The following is a 19,506-nucleotide window of genomic DNA, read 5'->3' as shown; positions in this document are numbered from 1 at the left end:
GCACAAATTCATCAATAGCTTTTTGATGTTGAATTTTAGTATTTTCAACATCAAAATTTCAATCCCCATCAGAATACCGTTCCACTTTAACCTTCCTATGAAATACTTATCCAGCCAAAATAACAGCGATCAAAAAAAGTATTTGTAAAATCGTTCGTGGCAAAAGAGAAGTGCTTGGTCTTCCACCAATGGTGATCCCTTTTCGTGCAGCGCGAATATTAGCTGGGAACATTACAATAAGTAAGAGTGCCAAACCAAATGAAGCAATCGTTGAAGTGATGGGAATTAATAAACCTAAGGCGCCTACGATTTCGAATATCCCTGTAATGGTCACGATGAAATCAGGATTTGACAGAGATGGAGGGACCATTTTAATAAGATCCGGACGTCTTTTTCCCCAATGTGCCGTTGCAGTAAATATAAACATTAGAGCAACAGCAAATCGTAAAGAAGTTTCCCAGTCAGCAAAATAAGACAATCCAAGAAAACCGCTCAAGCGAAAAATTAAGAATGACACAATCAATAGAATAAACGGAGCCATTCGTATTCCTCCTCATATTAAAACCTTGGAAGTATTTTACTACTTGTCATAGATTATTTTTTAAATGTCTTAAATTCTTTATATCTCCATTCACGATCACATCAATATGCGCAGAAATAATCTCGATGTCGAAATCCCACCATTTAATTTCTAGCAATTCGGTAACAATTTCTTCTGGAAAACGTTTTTTTATTTTCCTTCCAGGATTCCCACCGACGATCGTGTAAGGCTCTACATCATTTGTAATAACTGATTTAGCTGCTATAATTGCACCATCCCCTATTTTTATTCCGGGCATAATGACAGTATCCATTCCAATCCAAACATCATTTCCAATTATTGTATCACCTTTAAATGGTAGCTGTTCTAACGTTGGCGTATAGTTCTCCCAACCGTGCCCGAAAATATTGAATGGGTACGTAGAAAAACCATCCATTCTATGATTAGCTCCATTCATAACAAACGTTACCCCAGGTGCGATAGCACAAAACTTCCCTATGACAAGTTGGTCACCGAAAAATTCGTAGTGGTATAACACTTGGTCTTCAAAGGATTCACCATTTCTTGCATCGTAATATGTGTAATCACCCACAATAATGTTTGGTCTTGTAATTGTATTTTTAATAAATTGTACAGCATCATTTCCTTTAATCGGATATTTTTCGTTATGATTTGGCCCATGCTGCTTATTTGATTCCATAGCATCTACATCCTTTCATGATTTTTATAATATACTTAGCCTACCTATCTTATTGCATTCCTCAGCAAACCAAATCGCATCATCGGGTCCTAATACAATTCCATGCGGCTCAGCATTTTGTGTAGGAATTTCATATTCTGTAAATTCACCTGTCATTGTCATTCGACCAATTTGATTACTTCCCCATTCCGTAAACCATAAAGCACGATCAGGACCTGTTATGATTGCATGAGGGCGAGCATTAGCAGTAGGGATGGTATACTCACTTATCGTTCCCGAAGGAGTAATTCTGCCGATTTTATTTCCGTTAATTTCTACGAACCAGATGGCGTCGTCAGGTCCACATGTAATACCTACAGGACCAGCATGCTTTGTAGGCAAAAGATAATTTGTTATCTCACCAAAAGGTGTAATCCGTCCAATTTGATTACTTTGATTCTCAGTAAACCAAATCGCATCATCTGGCCCAGCAACAATAAAGGATGGATAGGCACTAGGATTCAGTAAATCATATTCAATCATTTCACCTGAACGCAATATCCGTCCAATTCTATTTCCATTCATTTCCGTAAACCAAATGTCTCCATTGTGCCCTTCCGTTATTCCAAAAGGTGCTGAATTTGGGTGCGGCAAGACATATTCAATCACTTCACCTGCTGCTGTTAGTTTTCCAATTTTATTAGCCTTATTTTCCGTAAACCATACATCCCCCTTTGTTGTGGAGATTATAGACATCACACCTGCATTAGAAGTCGGAACAGCAAAATGAGTGACTTCTCCATTAACTGTTATTCGACCAATTTGATTGGCTTTATGCTGTGTAAACAAAAGCGTTCCATCTTTTCCTGTGGTTATTCCGTAAGGCCCTGAATCTATGTTTAAAAGTTCGTATTCTTCTATTTTTACAGTCATGGAAATCCTCCCTATATAGAATTTGTTTTAATAATTCTTTCGAGAATAATTGGATTCCTGTCAATGAAATTTGTTATCACTCATAAGTCACCCTAGGAAATAGTTTTTGCATCATTTCTTTTTGATTTCTATTATTGTAATCATTTATTATATTGGTCACTTAAGTAAGTAGACTTTTTGATTATGACAAGTTCTCTTCTAGTTGAATAATTTTTTTAATGATTTCTTCTCGCTTACTTTCTTCTAAAGGGAGGAACCTTGGCGGAGCTGGCAAGTTAAACTCAAGATGTGAATGAGATAACTCAAACAGTAGAGTTCCTATCTTTTCTTTATGTTGATTTTCAATCACAATCCAAAAAACGCGTTTTTCATGATGAGGTGTGCCCCACTTAGCCTTTTCCATCGAATTTCTAAAATGTAGACACTCACCAATAACAAAGTCATCTTCTTTCGTTTTTTCTATAGATCGAAAACCATTTTCTTTTAATCGTTTCCAAATGGGTGGAATAAGTTTATCTAAATACATGCCATATGTTGCATCTTCATATTTCGGAAATAGCTGTTCAAGCTCTTTGATATTCCTGTTCAATACTTCTATCCAATATTCTTTTATATAAGTAGATAGCATTTCTCCTAACTCATCGATTGTCATTTCCGGTTGAATATTTACTGTTGTCAAATGAATCCCTCCTTATTTTTTCATCCTATAAATCAAGCTTACAACATTAAAGCCAAATATAAAGTTCTTGGAAAATATGGGTGATTTTGCAACACCTAATTTGATAAACTTTACATATTGCTACAGTTGATAAATTGGGGAGTGGCTTCATTGAAGAAAATAAGACCTATAGATATTGCAAAAAAATTAAATATTAGTACAAGCACTTTAAGAAGCTATGAAGATAGAGGAATTGTTCCGAAACCTGAACGGTCATCCACGGGTTATAGAATATATACAAAGGAACATATAGCATATTTTGAATGTATCGTAGCGATGTCTCCTGGGTTTGGAATGGATATAACATCAGCTGTTTTAAAAAAGTTGCAACAAAAAGAACTAGACGCTGCTCTTTGGATACTAAATAATGCCCAAGTAGCAAATTATGAAGACAAAATGATTATTGATCGCGTAAATAAACACCTGGAAAACTTGAATTATGAACACTCTATGTCTATAGGAGAACTGTCCCTTCAGACAAATATTCCTCCTTCGACTATTCGATATTGGGAAAAGGAAGGATTTATTACGTCCAAAAGAGGAGAACTTAATAACTATCGCCTATTTGACCCATTCCAGCTCATAAAAGTATTATTAATGAAAATAACTCAGAACGCAGTTTATTCATATGAGGTCATTCAACTAAAAAAGGAGATTAAGGAATTAAACCACCATGATCTTGAAGAAGTTAGAACTGTAATAGATGCTATTCAAAACCATTTGAATAATCGTAACCAGAAACAGCTTAAAGGAATATTTTCTCTATATAAATTGACCGAAATATTAAACCTTTATTGAATATATAGTTTTTTCTATGATATTGTTCGTACCTTTAGCATGTATGCAAAAACGCCACCCTTTATTACAGGATTGGCGTTTTTAGCTAATGTAAAGCCATTACCTTTTGTTATCTTTATCTACTCTGACATTTCCTGCCGCAACATTAACTAATTACGCTCTAGCCATTTGCACTAAGCGCCAACAAATGTTTTAAGTTGTCATCAATAAATTTATTATCGACAATGTTGATTCCGCGACCAGCAAAATGACCCCAGATCGATTCAATAGGATGACAAACTGCATTGGGGATAAGCTTAGCTTCGTATTTGTTATCGTCTACTGTACAGAATAAATCTGTGCTCCCTGGCATGATGCAGGTAATTGCTTTAATCGTTTTAAGTGCCGCATCGAAATCACCATGATAAGCGGGGTTTGCACTAATATTTGCATTTTGACCTGTCCATAACATTGCCAGGACATTGTGCGGATTCATCTTCATAAAGCTATCTTCCCAGACCCCAGCTACAAAACCTTCTAATGAGTCATATCCCATTTCACGATAAAGTTCCTCTCTGTAAAACGCTTGCGATACTCCCCATCCCGCATAGACATTGCCAACAGCGCGCATGTCTGCAGAAGTCAACTTGTTTAGTTTATTTGACTCGAAACCAACTGCAGCCATGAGGGCAGCTTTCATTCCGTTCAAGACCACATACGTTTGTGGCCAAGTCTTTGCACCTCCGCAGAAAGGGGCGATTCGTTCCACCATGTCGGGATAGCTTGCCCCCCATTGGAATGATTGTATGGCTCCCATTGACCATCCAACCACGAGGGCAATCTTTTGAATACCGAATTTTTCGGTCACCAGCCGATACTGGAATTTAACGTTATCATAGATGGTTACCTGAGGAAAATTAGCATTGTCAAATGGCGGAGGCGTGTTACTAGGAGACGAAGATAATCCGTTCCCTAGCAGATTTGGAACGATAATGAAATATTTACTCGGATCAAGTGCCATACCGTTTCCGATCAACCATTCATTCTGAACATGCTGGTCCCCAAAAGCAGTTGGATAGATGATGACATTATCTTTCTTTTCATTCAGCTTTCCATAAGTCTTATAAGCAAGAAAAGCATTCGGTAACGTCACCCCTGATTGCAATGTTACGTCACCTAAATTAAAAATCTCATATTCCATTGTCTTGTCGCTCCCTTCAAATGAAACACAAACATTTAGAATGTACTTCTTGTTGTTAGTATAAAGCTGTGATAACCTCAATTAAAGTGAACAAAATTCAAAGTAGTATTCAAAAATATTGAAAGAAAAATGGGGGTAGTATGATGGAATTGCGCCAACTGATTACATTCCGTACGGTTGCATCAACTTTAAATTTCAGTCGGGCAGCGGAAGTGCTAAATTACGTCCCCTCCAACGTCACAATGCAAATAAAAGCATTGGAGGAAGAGCTTGGTGTTCGTCTCTTTGACCGATTAGGCAAGCAGCTCGTTCTCACGACTGCTGGTAAACGCTTCTTAACTCATATTCAAAGTGTCCTAGACAAATTGGATGAAGCTCGCAGTGTCGTTCATGACACTGAAAGTCTAAGCGGCACCTTAACGATAAGTGCCAACGAGGTTCTATGCGCCTATCGGCTTCCAGCTGTCTTTCAGCTTTTTCGTTCGCGTTACCCGAAAGTTCGTCTCATCTTCCGCTCTGTTCCTAATCAGCAACTCAAGCAAACGCTATTCGAGGGTACTGCGGATGTCGTTTTTATGCTAGACGAGTCCATTCTCTCAACAGGACTTACAGTAGAACCTTTGCTAGAAGAAACCTTCCGCTTTTTCGTCTCACCAGATCATCATCTTGCGAAACGAACTGTACTCCAGCATGAAGATTTTCACGAAGAAGTGTTCCTTGTTAATGAAAAGGGTTGTACCTATCGAACCATGTTTGACCGATCATTTGAGAAAAAGGGTATTGATAGTATTACTTATTTAGAATTTCAAAATGCCGAAGCCATTAAACAATGTGCAATTACAGGAATCGGTATTGCCTTTCTTCCTGAAATAACAGTGGAAGCAGAAGTGAAACGAGGTGAACTTGTTGCTCTTCCATGGCAAATTCCCAATTTACACGTATATACACAGATGGCATGGCATAAAGACAAATGGCTTTCACCTATCATCTTATCTTTTATTGAGGCAGCAAGAGAGGTGATGGCTATAGAAGAGGAGAATAAAACCGTTTAGTCTATTTTACGAATATTCCCCTAACTTCTGAGGTTTTCTAATTGGTACTTTCTATCAGGAAATTCACCTATAGTAGTAAGGCATATTAGTGTGACAACTAAGAGCCTTACTCATGCTCCTCTATATACGCACCCTATATTAAGGGATTGGCGTAAACGTAGTTCAATAACTTTAACAAATAACAACTAATCCATTTTGATTTATGTATACAAAATTATTACTTTAAAGCCAAATAAGCAGCCTTCCAAATGTGCCCCATAAAAAAATGATCAGTACCATTAACACTGCAACAGTGAGTAACCAGGCCCTTTCAAATAAATTGTACTGCTTCTTCACTGCATACCACTCGGCAATAAGAATGACGATAAAGAGAATGAGAAAATCACCAACGATATCTAGAAGCTTCCACAGAACAATATTGGTCAAATGATGAGCTAGCATAACGTCTCCCCCTCTTTACATGTTTATTCCAAAAAATCAGGTTAATCTTTTTTATTTTTGACGCTACTCCACCTCTGCTTCCCCTGTATATAAAGGATGAAAGGTGGTGAGGGAAATGGCGGTTGAAACATTACTTGAAACTCAGCTAAGCCTTGTTTTTGACATGGGATTAGATGAAAACGGAAAAGCGAAAACGAAACGGAAAAGCTACAGCAATGTGAAAGCATCTGCAACACCAGACCAATTTCTACAGGCGGCACGGGCGATCGCAAGCTTGCAAACAGAAGCACTTCTTTACGTAGAGCGAAATGATACAAACCAAATCAATGCGTAAGGAGGAAAACCTAACAAGCAAAAGGAGGGAGAAATTTGGCTAAAACGCTGGAACTTCAATTTTTAAATAGTGCAGGGAAAACAGTCAAAATCAGCATTGATTCACCTATCGAACCAGTTGACAAAGCTACACTTAATGCGGCAATGGATTCGATTCTTGCTGCAAACATCTTCGTTTCAAACGAAGGAGATTTTGCTACGAAAAAAGGCGCAAGAATCATTGACCGTAATGTAACAGACATTACTCTTATGTAAAATAATAGGGACAGTCCCCAGAAAGGTATTGGGGACTGTCCCTTATTTAAGCATTATTCTTCTCCTCCAAATGTTTCTCTAAATACGGATTGGCTTTCATCCGTTAATATTCCCCGAACAAAATTATCATTTTCCTGTTCTAAAAATTGGTATTCAAATTGAATTTCATCAACATTTATAAAACCTTGAGCTGATTGTAATACCTTATCAAAGTCACTAAGTTTGCTTTGATTGAGTACATCTAATAACAACTCATCATGACGAAACAGCTCTTCCATTACTGATGCAATACGGTTATTACGGCCAATACCACCCATAGGGTCGGACTTTCTCATATTCATATAATCAACTAGCTGTTCTGCTTCTGTTAATCTCATTTTCCCTTCCTTAAATTCACTCCCACCTTGCTTAAAATCAAACTCGTTGATTATCTCGATTCCATTATTTTTTTCAATATAGCTTCCAAGCATATTAGGGTCAACATCTACAACCTTTGATACCTTTATTGCAAATGCTTCTTCAACTGCTTCCTTTGTCATCGGTTGTTCATAATACTTATCATTTATATAAAGATTTTTAGGAATTGTTATATATTTGGCACTACCAGTTTCTTTATTCAGATTCATTAAAATGATGCTTGGGCCACTTTCCTCAATATGTGTAACAAATAAATAATTAACACTTTGTTTTTCACTGGCTTCCTCGGTTTCCTCACCAATTCCTACACTTGCCAAATTTCTTTTATCGAATGACTCTGAAACATTAAAAAACAATATTAGAGCAACCGCAACAGCTAATAATGAGGCAACTAGAGGTGTATAGTTTTTTCTTTTCCTTTTATTGTATACCTTATCGATCGTCCGCTCCTGCATCCTTTGTTCAAACTTTATATCTTTATAGATGGTTTTATCCAATGAGTCCTTTAATTTGGTCAACTTTTCCTCCATGTTCCATTACCTCCTTTATGTACACATGCCTGAACTTTTCTCTCCCGCGACTTAAGCGGATCTTCACGTTAGATTCACTAATGGATAAAACCTCTGCTATCTCTTTAATTGATAATTCCTCGTAATAAAATAGATTTAATACTTCTCTATAATTTAAAGGCAGCTTAAATAGGCAGTTTGCTATTAAATAAGAATCATCCTTTTCGATTACACGTTCCTCAGCACCTTTTTCCTTACTAAATGCCGATATTTTTCCTAAAGTGAATTGATATAATTTATTTTTCGGGCTTCGGAGAAAATCTTTTGATTTATTAACACCTATTTGAAAGAGCCATGTCTTTAACGTTGATTTCCCTTCGAATTGATCATATTTCTGGGAAAATGTAATAAATGTTTCTTGGACAATATCCTCAGCTGATGACCAATTTTTCACATAGGAATATACGAGCTTCAATAATGCCGTTCCATGTAACTCCATAATCTCCCGTAGAAACTGTTCATCAACAAAATCCTTTTTACTGTTCAACATACTCACCCCCATTTAACAAGCTATCCTTTAGACGGTACATTTGTCATTTGGTTACATTTTCCGCAAAAAAAGAGTGCTACTTAAATAAAAGTAACACTCCTAAATGGAAGAGGATAGGTTTTAATCTCCCCCTCCATCTCCACCACCGTCGCTTCCACCTCCGAAATCAAAGGGCCAATCACCACCACCAGTATCACCGCCAGATGAACTGCTGGTCCGTTTCGAGTTTTTCTTTTGAGGTGAAACCTTTTTCTCTGTTATGTGCTTAAGTGGCTTTATGACAGATTCAATCATATTCATTATCTCTTTATCAAATAACACAATATCGTCGACTCGTTCATGAGGAAATTTCCTTTTAAACCTGGAAATAAATTGCTTTCCGACACCTAGGACAATCGCAGTCTGTACGTATGTCATGAAGCTTTGCTGTCTTTTTTCTGTCGGAATCCCACCGTATTTCAGAATCCTTCTCCATCTCTTCACTGCTTCACGCTTAATAATCATTTCCTTTGATAGCTTTACTCTTGGCGTTAAGATGATGAGTAAAATCGATAAAATAACAAGGTTAAAATGCGTGACAATACTAGTATCATCGTGACTTTGCGCTGCGAAAAAAAAGCTTCCAATAAAATAAAAACATGCAGCTCGCTTTTTTAACGAGTACTTCCAAACGAGAAAGGCTCCTATTATGAAGCAAACGGCCGATAGACAAATAGTTAGCCACGATTTCGCATCAGCAATAAACATCGATAACACGAGAATGAGATGAACGATAACGAGCGCTACACTAAACACCTTTAGCAAGCGATTTTCCTTTATACTAAATTCTACTTGAAACTCTTTTTCAATTGCCTTTTTCCAATCCTTTACTTCACTTAATAGTCTACGTAATTTACGTTTATATCCCTTTTGGTTTTTTTCCTTCTTCGATGGCTCAGCAATACTGTCTAAAATAAGCCCCTGAGTCCCATCAGGATGGTGACGAAACAGCCATCTTAACAGGAATAAATCCGCATCCTTTAACGCCCTTCGTTTACCTGTATAACTAAAAAGCAATGTAATCTTCGGAGCATTTTCTACTTTCTGGAACCGATAACTAGCTGGAACCTTTTTGATACTAAGAAATCCCTTCTGGTAGATCGAAAATACACCTGCAAGAAAATCATGAAGCTTAATTTCCCCTTTTCGGTAAACATAAATCTGGAAAACAGGGCTCCAGCTCTCAATTTCAGACAGTGGTATAGAACGTGCCTTCCATTTTGCTATTAATATATGAGCTTTCAGCAGGGACAAAAGAACGAGTCCAATAAGCACCCATTGTACGTGCGATAATACCTTTGCAACGAGTTCAAATCTCGACTCACGAAGCTGATAATTCTCTTCACGTGCAATCGCATCTTTTAATCGCTCTTCCCTTGTTGTCGAGGAGTCTTTTACACTCATTTCAGATAAATGATTAGCTGGAAATAAATAATACTGTGTCAACGTATCATCTTCTGAAATCAAATCGGTTTTATATGTAATTGAATATCCTTTTTGTTCAGTAAATTCTCCACCATTTCGATTATAAGAAAACATTTCGATTTCTTTCCCTTGATAGCTATGTGGCATGAAGAGAACTTCAATGGTAACATTGTGCAGATCCGCTTCATTGAAGGTGAAAAAGTTCCATTCTAATTCCGCAGTATCTTGATATTTTTTCGCTGCTTCATTTATTCGATACCGATAATAAATTCGCTTCACTTCATCCTCAGCATTAAGCTCCGAAAAATAAGAGCTATATTTATTACTATAGTCAACATTTACTCGCTCTAGATTTTCATAAGAGAATTCCCCTAGCCTTTTTCCTTGAGGTGGAAGATAGCTTTCAAAAAACTCTACACCTTCATGACCTAGTAGTTCTAAGCCTCGTTCAGCATATTCCATCTCTCCCTTAACGTTATAGGTGAAAATCTCCTGAACATATAAATCACCGTCAGGAAGAACTTGAGCCTGAACATCTACTTTGTCAATCTTAAAAGAGTTATCATTTTGACACCCTGTTAAGATGATGATGAACAATAAACCAATGAATCTATAAATTTGTTTCACTGTCTCTCCCCATTATCTGTAATAGTATCCCTTTTAGTCTAACTTACAATCTATTGGAACGTCTCGGTACTAAAGGATGATATAAAGCACCTAATAATAGGTATAACAGACTATAATTTTCCATTCAGTTGAAATTTCATTAAATAAAAAGGTATAATGTACTAGAAATTTATCCCGTTTTTAATTTAAAAGACTGAGAGTGTGAAGAAAATGATAAACAAGAAAAACAAGCTTATGCTACTCATTACAAGTTTAGTCATTATTTTAGTTATTATCGTTAATATTTTAGGTCGTTTTTATCATTTATTTGACCATGGACATGTAATGGAGCATAGTGTTACATCCTATGAAATTGAAAAGAGCTTCAGTCTGCTTTTAAATCTATTACTATTTATTCCAATCTTATTAGTCCTAGCAAGCTTCGGACTATATAAGAAAAAACCATCTCATCAAGCTATTCCCTACCTTCTTACACTTGCATTAACATTTGGTAGCATTGCCATCATCTCAGGTGGAGGGGGTAGAGTCGAGTTTCATTTCAGTATTTTTATGGTTGTTGCTGCACTTGGATACTATCAAAATATTCGATTACTCACCTTGATGACAACCATTTTCACACTTCAGCATTTGCTTGGATTCTTCATTTTTCCTGAGGTTGTTTTTGGTGTACATAGCTATTCATTTTTTATGTTAATTATCCATGCTTGCTTTTTACTTTTAACGTCAAGTGCTGTTGGGTGGCAGGTCGTTTCAACGAAATCAATCGAAGATGCTTTAATGATTCAGCAAAGAGAGCAAAGAGGGAAAATCATTGAGGAGATTGTGACGAGTCTATCTTCGACTTCAAAGCAGCTTACACAGCTTTCACAGCTTTTAAAGAACGATGCCCAATCTACGTTTCATGCGAGCTCACAGCTTTCAGAGGCCATTTCTCAAGTAGCTAGTGGATTTGAAACACAAAAGCATTCAGTTGAAAAGAATGTTGCCATTATTTCTTCTATTTCATCAGGGATTCAAACGGTTAGTCAAAATGCACAAATTGCTACAGAAAAAGCCAACATATCTGCTGAACAAGCTAATAAAGGTTCCAAATTAGTTTTAGATTTGTCTAAACAAATCACTGAAATAAATCAATCAGTTGAGGAGTCATTTCATACAATTACAACATTACATAATAGCTCACAGGATATTGAACATATTATTGAAGTCATTTCAACGATATCGGATCAAACGAATTTATTAGCATTGAACGCATCAATTGAGGCTGCTCGTGCTGGGGAGTATGGAAAAGGCTTCTCAGTTGTTGCAAATGAAGTTCGCAAGCTTGCAGAACAATCAGCAGAATCATCGAAGCATATCGCTGCCTTAGTAAAACAAAATCTTGTCGAGGCAAATAAATCTGTTACCGCAATGGAACGAGTGAAATCTAACGCAAAGTCTGGTTTGGCGTTAATTCAAGATTCGAATCGTGTTTTTAACCAAATCTTTGAGTCATCGAATTCAGTTGCAACTCAAATAGGTGAGATTTCTACGCTTGCTGATAAGTTAAGCTTATCATCTGAAACAGTCAATTCTTCTATGGTCGATATGGCATCAGTTACAGAAAAATCAGTCCAAAGTACACAGCACGCTCAACATACGACTGAGAAACAGCATCAGCAAACAGAAAAAACGATGAAGGCTGTCTTTGATTTAAGTCAAGTTATCGAGGAATTAGAAGCGGTTATCACAAAATTGCAAGTAGAGCAGTAGAGTCGTTTACAAGCTTTCTCTTTAAAGTATCAAACCAGTCCACTTATTAAGACCAAATGGACTGGTTTGGATAAATACTTGAATAGTAATTGAAAAGATGCTCCTGCTAATCTAGTGAATTAGCTATTCACTTCTGCATTAATGCTTGATTTCATTAAGTCTACACTTTCGAATAAGCTGCCGATTTTTTCATCAGCCTTCATAAATGTTTCGTTTGCAGCATCTAAAGATGGTGCGTCTTTTTTCAATTCCTCTGCCTTTGTCTCATATGATGCTTGAAGATCCTTAATTGCAGCTTCTAAATCAGCCTTTTGGTCTTTTAAATTAGCTGGAACCTCTATCTTCTTTAAATTCTCAGCAACAGCTGTTGCTGATTCACTCGCTTTTGTTTTCATTTCAGCAGTTGGTTCTGTTTCTGAAAGCTCGTATGCATTTAAATCGCCATCCACTTCATTAATAGATTGCGTGATAGATACGTAAAACTTCATTAATTCCTTTTTCGCATCTGTTTTCGAATCAGCTGTATCCTCTGATGCTCCTGCTGTCTCTTTATTTTCACCTTTATCCGCACAAGCTGTTAAGCCAATTGATAAAATCAATACGGAAAATATAAACCATAGTTTTTTCATCCTGTTTGTACCTCCATTTTGTCTAGTCTTGTGTAGTCACTAAAAAATAAGCTTCTTCGCTTTCCACCTTTTGTATTATAGAGAAATCAATAACCAATTTCAACCAATATTTAGAAAAAGAGTCATAGGATCATTTTCTTGTAGCATATCCTCTAGTAGTCTAGTAGTAAAACTGCCTTTTTTATTGAAATCCATTCATGTCCCTATCCATTTTCACTAATGCTTCATAGTATACAGTACCTAATTTAAAGGCGGTGATATGTATGGGTTACAATGGAGGTTATAACAATAGCTTTGCTTTAATCGTTGTCTTGTTTATTTTATTAATTATCGTTGGAGCTTCTTTCTTTAATTACTAATCGCGAATTCAGCCTCATTAATTGTTTCATACGCAAAAAAGGAAGGGAATCATTCCCTTCCTTTCACCACTAAACTATTTACATATATTATGCTTTCAATAAAGCCTTTTCTTCCTTCTTACTTGCGGCTTTCTTTTGTGCATATTTACCTACTAAAATAACAGCAGCAATGACTAAAATTTCAAAGCCATATTTAATAAAGCTATTTTCAAAGAATCCGCCTAGGAAATGTTCACCGACAATCATTTTTGACGCAGTCCATGCTAAGACACCCGCACCAATTGTTACGATAATTGGGAATCTATCAATCCATTTAAGAATAATTGTACTTCCCCACATAACGACAGGAACAGAAATTAATAATCCAACGATAACTAATAGCATATTACCATGGGACGCACCAGCTACAGCCAATACATTATCTAATCCCATCAACGCATCAGCAATGATTACTGTTCGCAATGCTGCCCAAAAGTTTTCACCGGCTTTGACGTCACCGTGATCATCGTCATCAACTAGCAATTTATATGCGATGATGACAAGTAAAAGTCCACCGACTAAGTGTAAACCAGGGATTTCTAATAGCCAAACAACGGCTAATGTAGCGATAATCCGGATGATAATCGCACCTACTGATCCCCATAAAATAACCTTCTTTTGTTGTTGCTTCGGTAAGTTTCTTGCAGCTAGTCCAATTAGGATGGCATTATCACCAGCTAGAACTAAATCAATAACAACGATAGATAAAAGTGCAGTGAGAAAGTCCATTCAATCATAACCTCCAAGTTAGAAATATAATGCGATTCTTATAGAAATTGAACAAAACAAGAAAGAGACCTTTGCCAATATGGCAAAGGTCTCGCTAAGCACAATTCTTATGCCAACAAAGCCGATGAACCCAAGTTCATGTGTAATGACGACTTTGTTTCAGGAGTTTTCCTGACGCTACTCCCCTTTACGGTGGAAGTTCAAACAATCACGTTCTATAAGATAGTTAATATTATACGCTTCGTTTTCTCCCATGTCTATAAAATTGTGAATTCAGACTTTCTTCTGTTCAATACTTGCGGACGGCAGCTGCAACGATATAATCGTTTGTCCTCCTGTGCTTTTCTTTAATATGAGGTCTCCACCTTGAGCCTTTGCAAGCAGTAGGCTAAACGGCAACCCTAAGCCTAAACCGCGCTCAACATGCTTTTTATTTTCCCCACGATAAAAGCGCTCAAAAATAAAAGGCTGTTCTTTCTCTGAGATCCCGTAGCCATTGTCAATGACATCAAGAACAACGAAGTTACCATAAGCATAGAGCTCTACTGCTATTTCTCCTTTGTCTCTTTCTTTCACTGCATGAAGGCTATTATTTAATAGATTCACAATGATTTGCTGGAGACGAACATGGTCAGCCAATGCTACAAGCTGGTCACCTTTAACAGTAAATGTTAGTGTCACTCGTTCTAGCTGTGACTGATGAACAATTTCCCATTGGTAAACAATTTCCTTTACAACCTTTGCTAAATTAATTTTCTCCCGCTTCACTTTTATTGTTCCCGCACTAAATCGATTAAAATCTAATAAGTCCTCAACCATCGCTTGCAGTTTTTTTGCTTCCTTTAAGGACATTGTTAAAAATTCCTTTTTCTTATCATCAGAAATAACATCATCATTAACAGCCTGAATCAATGCACTTACTGATGTGATCGGGGTTTTCAGCTCGTGGGTGACTCCAGCTAACAATTCCGTACGCAATGCCTCAAGCTGCTGCAGTCGATTCGTCATTTCCTTGAAGGACATGATTAGCTCGTGCAACTCCTTTTCCTGGACATCCTCATTCAACTGGATATCATAGTTCCCCCGCATCAATTCCCCTGCTGCTGCTGCCACTTGCTCAACAGGTCTTGCCATTTTCCTTGATAAGAAATAGATAACAAACCAGCCTAGAATAGCTAGACCAATTAATAAAAGAGCTAATAACTGATACTCCTCTGGGTTAATGTTTTTAAAGCCACCAATCTCTTGGACAATAATAACCGCGCCAACCGCTTCTTCATCATACTTAAAAGGTGAAACGACTGCATACATCGTATGATTATTTGCAAGAGTTAGCTTTTGTACGGTTAATTCGCTTGGAATTTCAATTAAGCGGTTTAATTCCTCTGGATGGATTTCCATTTGCGGACCGGGGCCTCCCCTTTGTAAAACTGTCATTCCCTCTTCTGTTTTTATATAGTAATGAAGGGGCACACGATTATTTACGATTTTTTCACGGGTTTCAAAATTAAACCTTTCATCTGAAAACTTCCCATTTCCAAACTCTAGTCTTTCTGAAACATCCTGGGCAAGTAATTTCGTTAGCTCAAGTTGATTTTCGATTGTGTTATGCCTTATCCAAAAGATCGAGACGACAGCAATAAGGATAAGTCCAATTATTAGCGTTAGTAAATATCTTCTTGTCCAAAAGATAAGCAAGGGTGTTTTTTTATTGTTTTTAGTTAACATAGAATTGGTAACCCAATCCCCGAAGTGTTTTAATTTCACCATCAGCTGGATCCCACCCACTTAATAATTTTCGAATTCGTTTGATTGCAAGGTCAACTGCGCGGTCACTTCCTTCATAATCATATCCCCAGACATTTTCAATCAGCTGTTCACGTGTAAAGGTTTGGTTTGGATGCTCTGCTAAAAATAAAAACAACGACAGATCTCTAGGTGTAAATTGAATTTCGACACCGTTAAGAAAAATTTGATGTGAGAGAAAATTAATTTTTAATGTACCATATAATTTCACTTTATCTGCATCCTCTAGCTGCGGAGACCTTCGCAAGACAGCACTTACTCTAGCAAGAACCTCCTCGGCAACAAATGGCTTTGTAATATAATCATCCGCACCACCATCAAAGCCTTGTAGCTTTTCGTTTGTATCAGATAAAGCGGTAAGCATAATGACCGGGCATGAGCTTTTTTCCCTAATATCCTTTAATACAGACCAGCCGTCTAGCTTTGGCATCATCACATCTAATAGAATAAGCGATGGCTTCACTTCATCAACCTTCTGTAAGGCTTCCATTCCATCATAGGCATATTGAACCTCATAGCCGTCCTTTTCTAAATATGCACCTAAAACCATAGAAATTGCCAGTTCATCTTCTACTACTAAAATCGTCTTCATTTTTCCCATTTCCTTTTGGATGATGTTTTGTATTGATTATACTATTCAATACTAAAAATAGAAAAAAAGACTGTCTCAAAAGCAGAGGGGCAGACCCTGTTGAGACAGCCACTAAGGCTTAATGACGCAATGCTTCTAACGGGCTTAAACTTGCTGCTTTATTAGCTGGGAATATCCCAAAGGCAACTCCAATAATGATTGAGAAGCTTACAGCCACTCCTACAGCTAACCAAGAGATTGTCACACCCATATCAAGTAAGACAGATAAACCTTCAGCACTTCCGATTCCAATGAGAACACCTAATAATCCACCGAATCCACTTAATACAGTCGCCTCAATTAGAAATTGGATAAGGATATCCTTCCGCTTCGCACCAATTGCTTTACGGATGCCGATTTCCCTCGTTCGTTCTGTTACGGAAACGAGCATAATATTCATAATTCCGATTCCACCAACAATAAGGGAAATACTTGCAATTCCTGCTAAAAGCAATGTCATCGTATCTGTAACAGATGTTAATGCTTCAGCAACATCAGACTGATTGCGAACATTATATTGTGTATCGTCTCCGCTGAATTGGCTATATAGGAATCGTTCAATTTTCGCCATTCCTAATTCAACCGTTTCCTCTGACGTCATTTTTACATCAACGGAGTTAATGACCGTTTGCTCTAAAAACCGTTGTGCCGTTGAAAATGGGATTAACACCATATCATCAACTGAGCCTTGGAGCTCTTCACCTTGCTCAGTTAAAACACCAATGACCTTAAACGTCGTTCCGTCAATTTTCACTTCATTGCCGACTGGACTTGTAAACCCGAACAATTCGGTCGCGACATTTGCTCCAAGTACCGCGACTTTATTGCGACTGTCCTCGTCAATATCTAATATAAAGCGTCCAGAGCTCATCGTCGTTTCCTGAACCTCCTCATATGCTGGTGTAACACCATTAATTGTCACACTCTCCATACTTGTCGTCCCATTTTTCACCGTCCCACTTCCTGACACTGTCGGTGAAACGGCAGCAACCTCCGAATAATCTGCGAACGCCATCACCTCATCATAATCTACAACTTCCTCTGTGCTTGTATTTCCTTGGATATTGACAGATACCATCGTTGTCCCTAATGAAGAGACATCCTCTGAAACCGATTGTGAAGCACCTTGCCCTAGTGATACAAGTGCGATAACAGCGGAAACACCAATGATAATCCCTAACATCGTTAAAAATGCCCTAAGCTTGTTTGAAATAATATTTTTAAAAGCGATTTTTATTGCTTGACCGATTTTCAATGGACGAGCGCCTCCTCTCTTTCACAGATTTTTCCATCCTGGATACGAATAACTCGCTTCGCCTGATTCGCAATATCCAAATCATGGGTAATGAGAATAATTGTATGACCTAAATTGTTTAACTCCTTAATAAGATTCATCACTTCAATCCCTGTTTTACTATCTAATGCACCTGTTGGCTCATCCGCTAGGAGAATCGGAGGATTTCCAGCAAGAGCGCGGGCAATTGCCACACGCTGCTGCTGTCCTCCTGATAATTCAGTTGGCTTATGGCTCGCACGTTCTGCCAAGCCCACCTTTTCTAATGCATTCATGACGATTTCTTTCCTACTGCTCGAATTCATTCCACGATAAATAAGGGGAAGCTCGACATTTTCATATGCAGTTTGCTTTGATAAAAGATTAAAAGATTGAAAGATAAAGCCGATCTTTTGATTTCTCACATCAGCTAATTGTTTTTGCTTAAGGGAAAACACATTTTTCCCCTCTAAAAAATATTCTCCAGAATCAGGTATATCCAAGCACCCGATCATATTCATGAGCGTTGATTTCCCTGAGCCTGATGGTCCAATGATGGCAATAAAATCTCCTTTGTTAACAGAAAAGCTGACATCATCTAACGCCTTTACCGTTTCACCGCCAAGTGTATAATGCTTACTAATATTGCGAATTTCTACGATTCGTTCCTTCTCCATCATTGTCCAGCACCTCCTCGATTTCCCCCCATGTTACCTGAAGGCATTCCACCTGAAGGCATGTCACCACCTGGGAAACCACCTTGCATCATTCGATCCCTCATATCTTCCGTACCGCCTTCATCATCACTACTTGATTGAAGTGTTGGCAGAACAATTTCCTCTCCTTCACTTAAACCACTTGTGATTTCAGCAACCTCTTCGTTTTGAAGTCCAACCTCAACTGTTTTTTGCGTTGTTTGCGGCTCAGTTGCTGCATCTTCTTTTGCCGTTTCACCTGATTCACCCTGTTGATTTTGCTCCACTGTTGTTTCTGTGCTTGCTTCATCAGCTTTAACAAGAACATAATACTCATCTCCCTGCTTTTGCACAGCTGAAACAGGAACTGTAACGACATTTTCTTTACTTTCTGTTGTGATTGTCGCTTCTGCCGTCATCCCGACTTTAATACCTGTCGGCTCATTGATTTTGACGTTAACAGCAAACTGAGCAACACTGCTATCTGATTCATTCGCCTCTTTTGATACGCTCGTTACCGTACCAGTAAATTCTTGATCAGGTAGCGCACTTACATCGATTTGAGCTGTTTGTCCAACCTTTACTTTGGAAATATCTAATTCATCCACATTTACAACCATTTGTAAATTGCTATAATCTGTTACTTCGATTAGCTCTGCACCCATCGATACCATATCTTCAGCTTCAACATTTAATGTTGTAATTTCACCGGAAAACGGTGCTTCAATTGGGTCAATATCATCATCCTCAAAGGTAATTAAATCGTCCCCTTCTTCAACCGTATCTCCAACTTCAACAAGCACTTCTTCGACTACAGCATTGTTCTCCTCTGAAAGAATCACTTCATTATTTATCGTTGAAATACTTCCTGTTCCACTTATATTTACCTCTACATTTCCCAGCTCTGCAACTGCTGTTTGCGTTTCCGTAACGGGTGCACCCGCCTGTTCATTTTTATTTTTGAAAAATGCATAGGCTGTTACTCCACCTCCAACAATAAGTACGAATACAATAATTGAGATTATCCATTTTTTCATTTTTATCATCCTTCCTTTTTTAAACGATTTATTTAATTTAGTTGTTAACGTAAACTTTG

The 19,506-nt window shown here is 37.6% G+C and carries 22 protein-coding genes; 6 read left to right on the top strand and 16 right to left on the bottom strand.

The window, feature by feature from the left end:
- Positions 1–106: 106 nt before the first annotated feature.
- The 4 genes from HU235_RS03160 to HU235_RS03145 form a co-directional block, all read right to left on the bottom strand.
- Positions 107–541, bottom strand: coding sequence for a DoxX family protein (locus tag HU235_RS03160; protein ID WP_174879315.1), 435 nt, complete (start codon positions 539–541; stop codon positions 107–109).
- 46 nt (positions 542–587) lie between these two features.
- Complete coding sequence (locus HU235_RS03155) at positions 588–1,241, bottom strand: Vat family streptogramin A O-acetyltransferase (RefSeq protein ID WP_174879314.1); 654 nt, start codon at positions 1,239–1,241, stop codon at positions 588–590.
- Positions 1,242–1,265: 24 nt separating this feature from the next.
- The gene (locus HU235_RS03150) at positions 1,266–2,153 is read right to left on the bottom strand and encodes a Vgb family protein (RefSeq protein WP_174879313.1); all 888 of its coding nucleotides are present in this window, start codon (positions 2,151–2,153) and stop codon (positions 1,266–1,268) included.
- Positions 2,154–2,334: 181 nt separating this feature from the next.
- Complete coding sequence (locus HU235_RS03145; RefSeq protein ID WP_233452120.1) at positions 2,335–2,832, bottom strand: DUF6022 family protein; 498 nt, start codon at positions 2,830–2,832, stop codon at positions 2,335–2,337.
- Between the two features lie 150 nt (positions 2,833–2,982).
- On the opposite strand from HU235_RS03145, the gene HU235_RS03140 reads away from it, so the two are divergent.
- Positions 2,983–3,669, top strand: a complete 687-nt coding sequence (locus tag HU235_RS03140) for a MerR family DNA-binding transcriptional regulator (protein WP_145581186.1) — start codon at positions 2,983–2,985, stop codon at positions 3,667–3,669.
- A 160-nt stretch (positions 3,670–3,829) separates the two neighbouring features.
- On the opposite strand, the gene HU235_RS03135 is transcribed toward HU235_RS03140, so the two are convergent.
- Positions 3,830–4,849: an alpha/beta fold hydrolase gene (locus tag HU235_RS03135; RefSeq protein ID WP_095299557.1), complete on the bottom strand. Its 1,020-nt coding sequence runs from the start codon at positions 4,847–4,849 to the stop codon at positions 3,830–3,832.
- Between the two features lie 143 nt (positions 4,850–4,992).
- Here HU235_RS03135 and HU235_RS03130 point away from each other — a divergent pair, with 143 nt between their 5' ends.
- Positions 4,993–5,901, top strand: coding sequence for a LysR family transcriptional regulator (locus HU235_RS03130; protein ID WP_095299556.1), 909 nt, complete (start codon positions 4,993–4,995; stop codon positions 5,899–5,901).
- A 222-nt stretch (positions 5,902–6,123) separates the two neighbouring features.
- Here the strand turns inward: HU235_RS03130 and HU235_RS03125 are convergent, their stop codons facing one another.
- Positions 6,124–6,342, bottom strand: a complete 219-nt coding sequence (locus tag HU235_RS03125; protein WP_095299555.1) for a hypothetical protein — start codon at positions 6,340–6,342, stop codon at positions 6,124–6,126.
- A gap of 115 nt (positions 6,343–6,457) precedes the next feature.
- Between HU235_RS03125 and HU235_RS03120 the strand changes: the two genes are divergently transcribed.
- Entirely contained in the window at positions 6,458–6,676 is a 219-nt protein-coding gene (locus HU235_RS03120; protein ID WP_095299554.1) for a DUF1659 domain-containing protein, read from the top strand.
- Positions 6,677–6,711: 35 nt separating this feature from the next.
- Positions 6,712–6,930, top strand: a complete 219-nt coding sequence (locus tag HU235_RS03115; RefSeq protein WP_095299553.1) for a DUF2922 domain-containing protein — start codon at positions 6,712–6,714, stop codon at positions 6,928–6,930.
- A 53-nt stretch (positions 6,931–6,983) separates the two neighbouring features.
- Here the strand turns inward: HU235_RS03115 and HU235_RS03110 are convergent, their stop codons facing one another.
- The 3 genes from HU235_RS03110 to HU235_RS03100 all read right to left on the bottom strand — a co-directional run bounded on the left by HU235_RS03110 (position 6,984) and on the right by HU235_RS03100 (position 10,497).
- Complete coding sequence (locus HU235_RS03110; protein ID WP_174879312.1) at positions 6,984–7,877, bottom strand: LCP family glycopolymer transferase; 894 nt, start codon at positions 7,875–7,877, stop codon at positions 6,984–6,986.
- Positions 7,837–8,403 carry a sigma-70 family RNA polymerase sigma factor gene (locus HU235_RS03105; RefSeq protein WP_174879311.1) on the bottom strand — a complete coding sequence of 189 codons (567 nt, stop codon included), beginning with the start codon at positions 8,401–8,403 and terminating at the stop codon, positions 7,837–7,839. The genes HU235_RS03110 and HU235_RS03105 overlap by 41 nt, the downstream gene beginning before the upstream one ends.
- Positions 8,404–8,526: 123 nt before the next feature.
- Complete coding sequence (locus tag HU235_RS03100; RefSeq protein ID WP_174879310.1) at positions 8,527–10,497, bottom strand: DUF2207 domain-containing protein; 1,971 nt, start codon at positions 10,495–10,497, stop codon at positions 8,527–8,529.
- A gap of 210 nt (positions 10,498–10,707) precedes the next feature.
- On the opposite strand from HU235_RS03100, the gene HU235_RS03095 reads away from it, so the two are divergent.
- Positions 10,708–12,249: a methyl-accepting chemotaxis protein gene (locus tag HU235_RS03095; protein ID WP_174879309.1), complete on the top strand. Its 1,542-nt coding sequence runs from the start codon at positions 10,708–10,710 to the stop codon at positions 12,247–12,249.
- 119 nt (positions 12,250–12,368) lie between these two features.
- On the opposite strand, the gene HU235_RS03090 is transcribed toward HU235_RS03095, so the two are convergent.
- Positions 12,369–12,878, bottom strand: coding sequence for a hypothetical protein (locus tag HU235_RS03090; protein WP_174879308.1), 510 nt, complete (start codon positions 12,876–12,878; stop codon positions 12,369–12,371).
- Between the two features lie 263 nt (positions 12,879–13,141).
- Between HU235_RS03090 and HU235_RS03085 the strand changes: the two genes are divergently transcribed.
- Positions 13,142–13,237 carry a YjcZ family sporulation protein gene (locus HU235_RS03085; RefSeq protein ID WP_095299547.1) on the top strand — a complete coding sequence of 32 codons (96 nt, stop codon included), beginning with the start codon at positions 13,142–13,144 and terminating at the stop codon, positions 13,235–13,237.
- An 87-nt stretch (positions 13,238–13,324) separates the two neighbouring features.
- Here HU235_RS03085 and HU235_RS03080 read toward each other — a convergent pair whose 3' ends face one another.
- From HU235_RS03080 to HU235_RS03055, 6 genes are all read right to left on the bottom strand, one after another.
- Positions 13,325–14,005 carry a TerC family protein gene (locus HU235_RS03080; RefSeq protein ID WP_174879307.1) on the bottom strand — a complete coding sequence of 227 codons (681 nt, stop codon included), beginning with the start codon at positions 14,003–14,005 and terminating at the stop codon, positions 13,325–13,327.
- A gap of 273 nt (positions 14,006–14,278) precedes the next feature.
- A complete protein-coding gene (locus HU235_RS03075) occupies positions 14,279–15,775 on the bottom strand; it encodes a HAMP domain-containing sensor histidine kinase (protein ID WP_095299545.1) in 1,497 nt (498 codons plus the stop codon).
- Positions 15,723–16,403 (bottom strand): response regulator transcription factor, encoded by a 681-nt coding sequence (locus HU235_RS03070; RefSeq protein WP_174879306.1) that lies wholly within the window; start codon positions 16,401–16,403, stop codon positions 15,723–15,725. The genes HU235_RS03075 and HU235_RS03070 overlap by 53 nt, the downstream gene beginning before the upstream one ends.
- Before the next feature lie 118 nt (positions 16,404–16,521).
- The gene (locus HU235_RS03065) at positions 16,522–17,697 is read right to left on the bottom strand and encodes an ABC transporter permease (protein ID WP_174879305.1); all 1,176 of its coding nucleotides are present in this window, start codon (positions 17,695–17,697) and stop codon (positions 16,522–16,524) included.
- Positions 17,694–18,395 (bottom strand): ABC transporter ATP-binding protein, encoded by a 702-nt coding sequence (locus HU235_RS03060; RefSeq protein ID WP_307190636.1) that lies wholly within the window; start codon positions 18,393–18,395, stop codon positions 17,694–17,696. Before HU235_RS03060 ends, HU235_RS03065 begins: the two co-directional genes overlap by 4 nt.
- A complete protein-coding gene (locus HU235_RS03055; protein ID WP_174879304.1) occupies positions 18,392–19,447 on the bottom strand; it encodes an efflux RND transporter periplasmic adaptor subunit in 1,056 nt (351 codons plus the stop codon). Before HU235_RS03055 ends, HU235_RS03060 begins: the two co-directional genes overlap by 4 nt.
- Positions 19,448–19,506: the final 59 nt, after the last annotated feature.

This window comes from Metabacillus niabensis (genome assembly GCF_902829255.1).
GTDB lineage: Bacteria > Bacillota > Bacilli > Bacillales > Bacillaceae > Metabacillus > Metabacillus niabensis.
This window is presented reverse-complemented; position numbering and strand designations above follow the sequence as displayed.

What these genes read in the sequence shown, in the direction of transcription:
- HU235_RS03160 (WP_174879315.1), bottom strand. Translation starts at nt 541, where the DNA reads ATGGCTCCGTTTATTCTATTGATTGTGTCATTCTTAATTTTTCGCTTG.
- HU235_RS03155 (WP_174879314.1), bottom strand. Translation starts at nt 1,241, where the DNA reads ATGGAATCAAATAAGCAGCATGGGCCAAATCATAACGAAAAATATCCG.
- HU235_RS03150 (WP_174879313.1), bottom strand. Translation starts at nt 2,153, where the DNA reads ATGACTGTAAAAATAGAAGAATACGAACTTTTAAACATAGATTCAGGG.
- HU235_RS03135 (WP_095299557.1), bottom strand. Translation starts at nt 4,849, where the DNA reads ATGGAATATGAGATTTTTAATTTAGGTGACGTAACATTGCAATCAGGG.
- HU235_RS03130 (WP_095299556.1), top strand. Translation starts at nt 4,993, where the DNA reads ATGGAATTGCGCCAACTGATTACATTCCGTACGGTTGCATCAACTTTA.
- HU235_RS03125 (WP_095299555.1), bottom strand. Translation starts at nt 6,342, where the DNA reads ATGCTAGCTCATCATTTGACCAATATTGTTCTGTGGAAGCTTCTAGAT.
- HU235_RS03120 (WP_095299554.1), top strand. Translation starts at nt 6,458, where the DNA reads ATGGCGGTTGAAACATTACTTGAAACTCAGCTAAGCCTTGTTTTTGAC.
- HU235_RS03110 (WP_174879312.1), bottom strand. Translation starts at nt 7,877, where the DNA reads ATGGAGGAAAAGTTGACCAAATTAAAGGACTCATTGGATAAAACCATC.
- HU235_RS03095 (WP_174879309.1), top strand. Translation starts at nt 10,708, where the DNA reads ATGATAAACAAGAAAAACAAGCTTATGCTACTCATTACAAGTTTAGTC.
- HU235_RS03090 (WP_174879308.1), bottom strand. Translation starts at nt 12,878, where the DNA reads ATGAAAAAACTATGGTTTATATTTTCCGTATTGATTTTATCAATTGGC.
- HU235_RS03085 (WP_095299547.1), top strand. Translation starts at nt 13,142, where the DNA reads ATGGGTTACAATGGAGGTTATAACAATAGCTTTGCTTTAATCGTTGTC.
- HU235_RS03080 (WP_174879307.1), bottom strand. Translation starts at nt 14,005, where the DNA reads ATGGACTTTCTCACTGCACTTTTATCTATCGTTGTTATTGATTTAGTT.
- HU235_RS03075 (WP_095299545.1), bottom strand. Translation starts at nt 15,775, where the DNA reads ATGGTGAAATTAAAACACTTCGGGGATTGGGTTACCAATTCTATGTTA.
- HU235_RS03070 (WP_174879306.1), bottom strand. Translation starts at nt 16,403, where the DNA reads ATGAAGACGATTTTAGTAGTAGAAGATGAACTGGCAATTTCTATGGTT.
- HU235_RS03060 (WP_307190636.1), bottom strand. Translation starts at nt 18,395, where the DNA reads ATGATGGAGAAGGAACGAATCGTAGAAATTCGCAATATTAGTAAGCAT.
- HU235_RS03055 (WP_174879304.1), bottom strand. Translation starts at nt 19,447, where the DNA reads ATGAAAAAATGGATAATCTCAATTATTGTATTCGTACTTATTGTTGGA.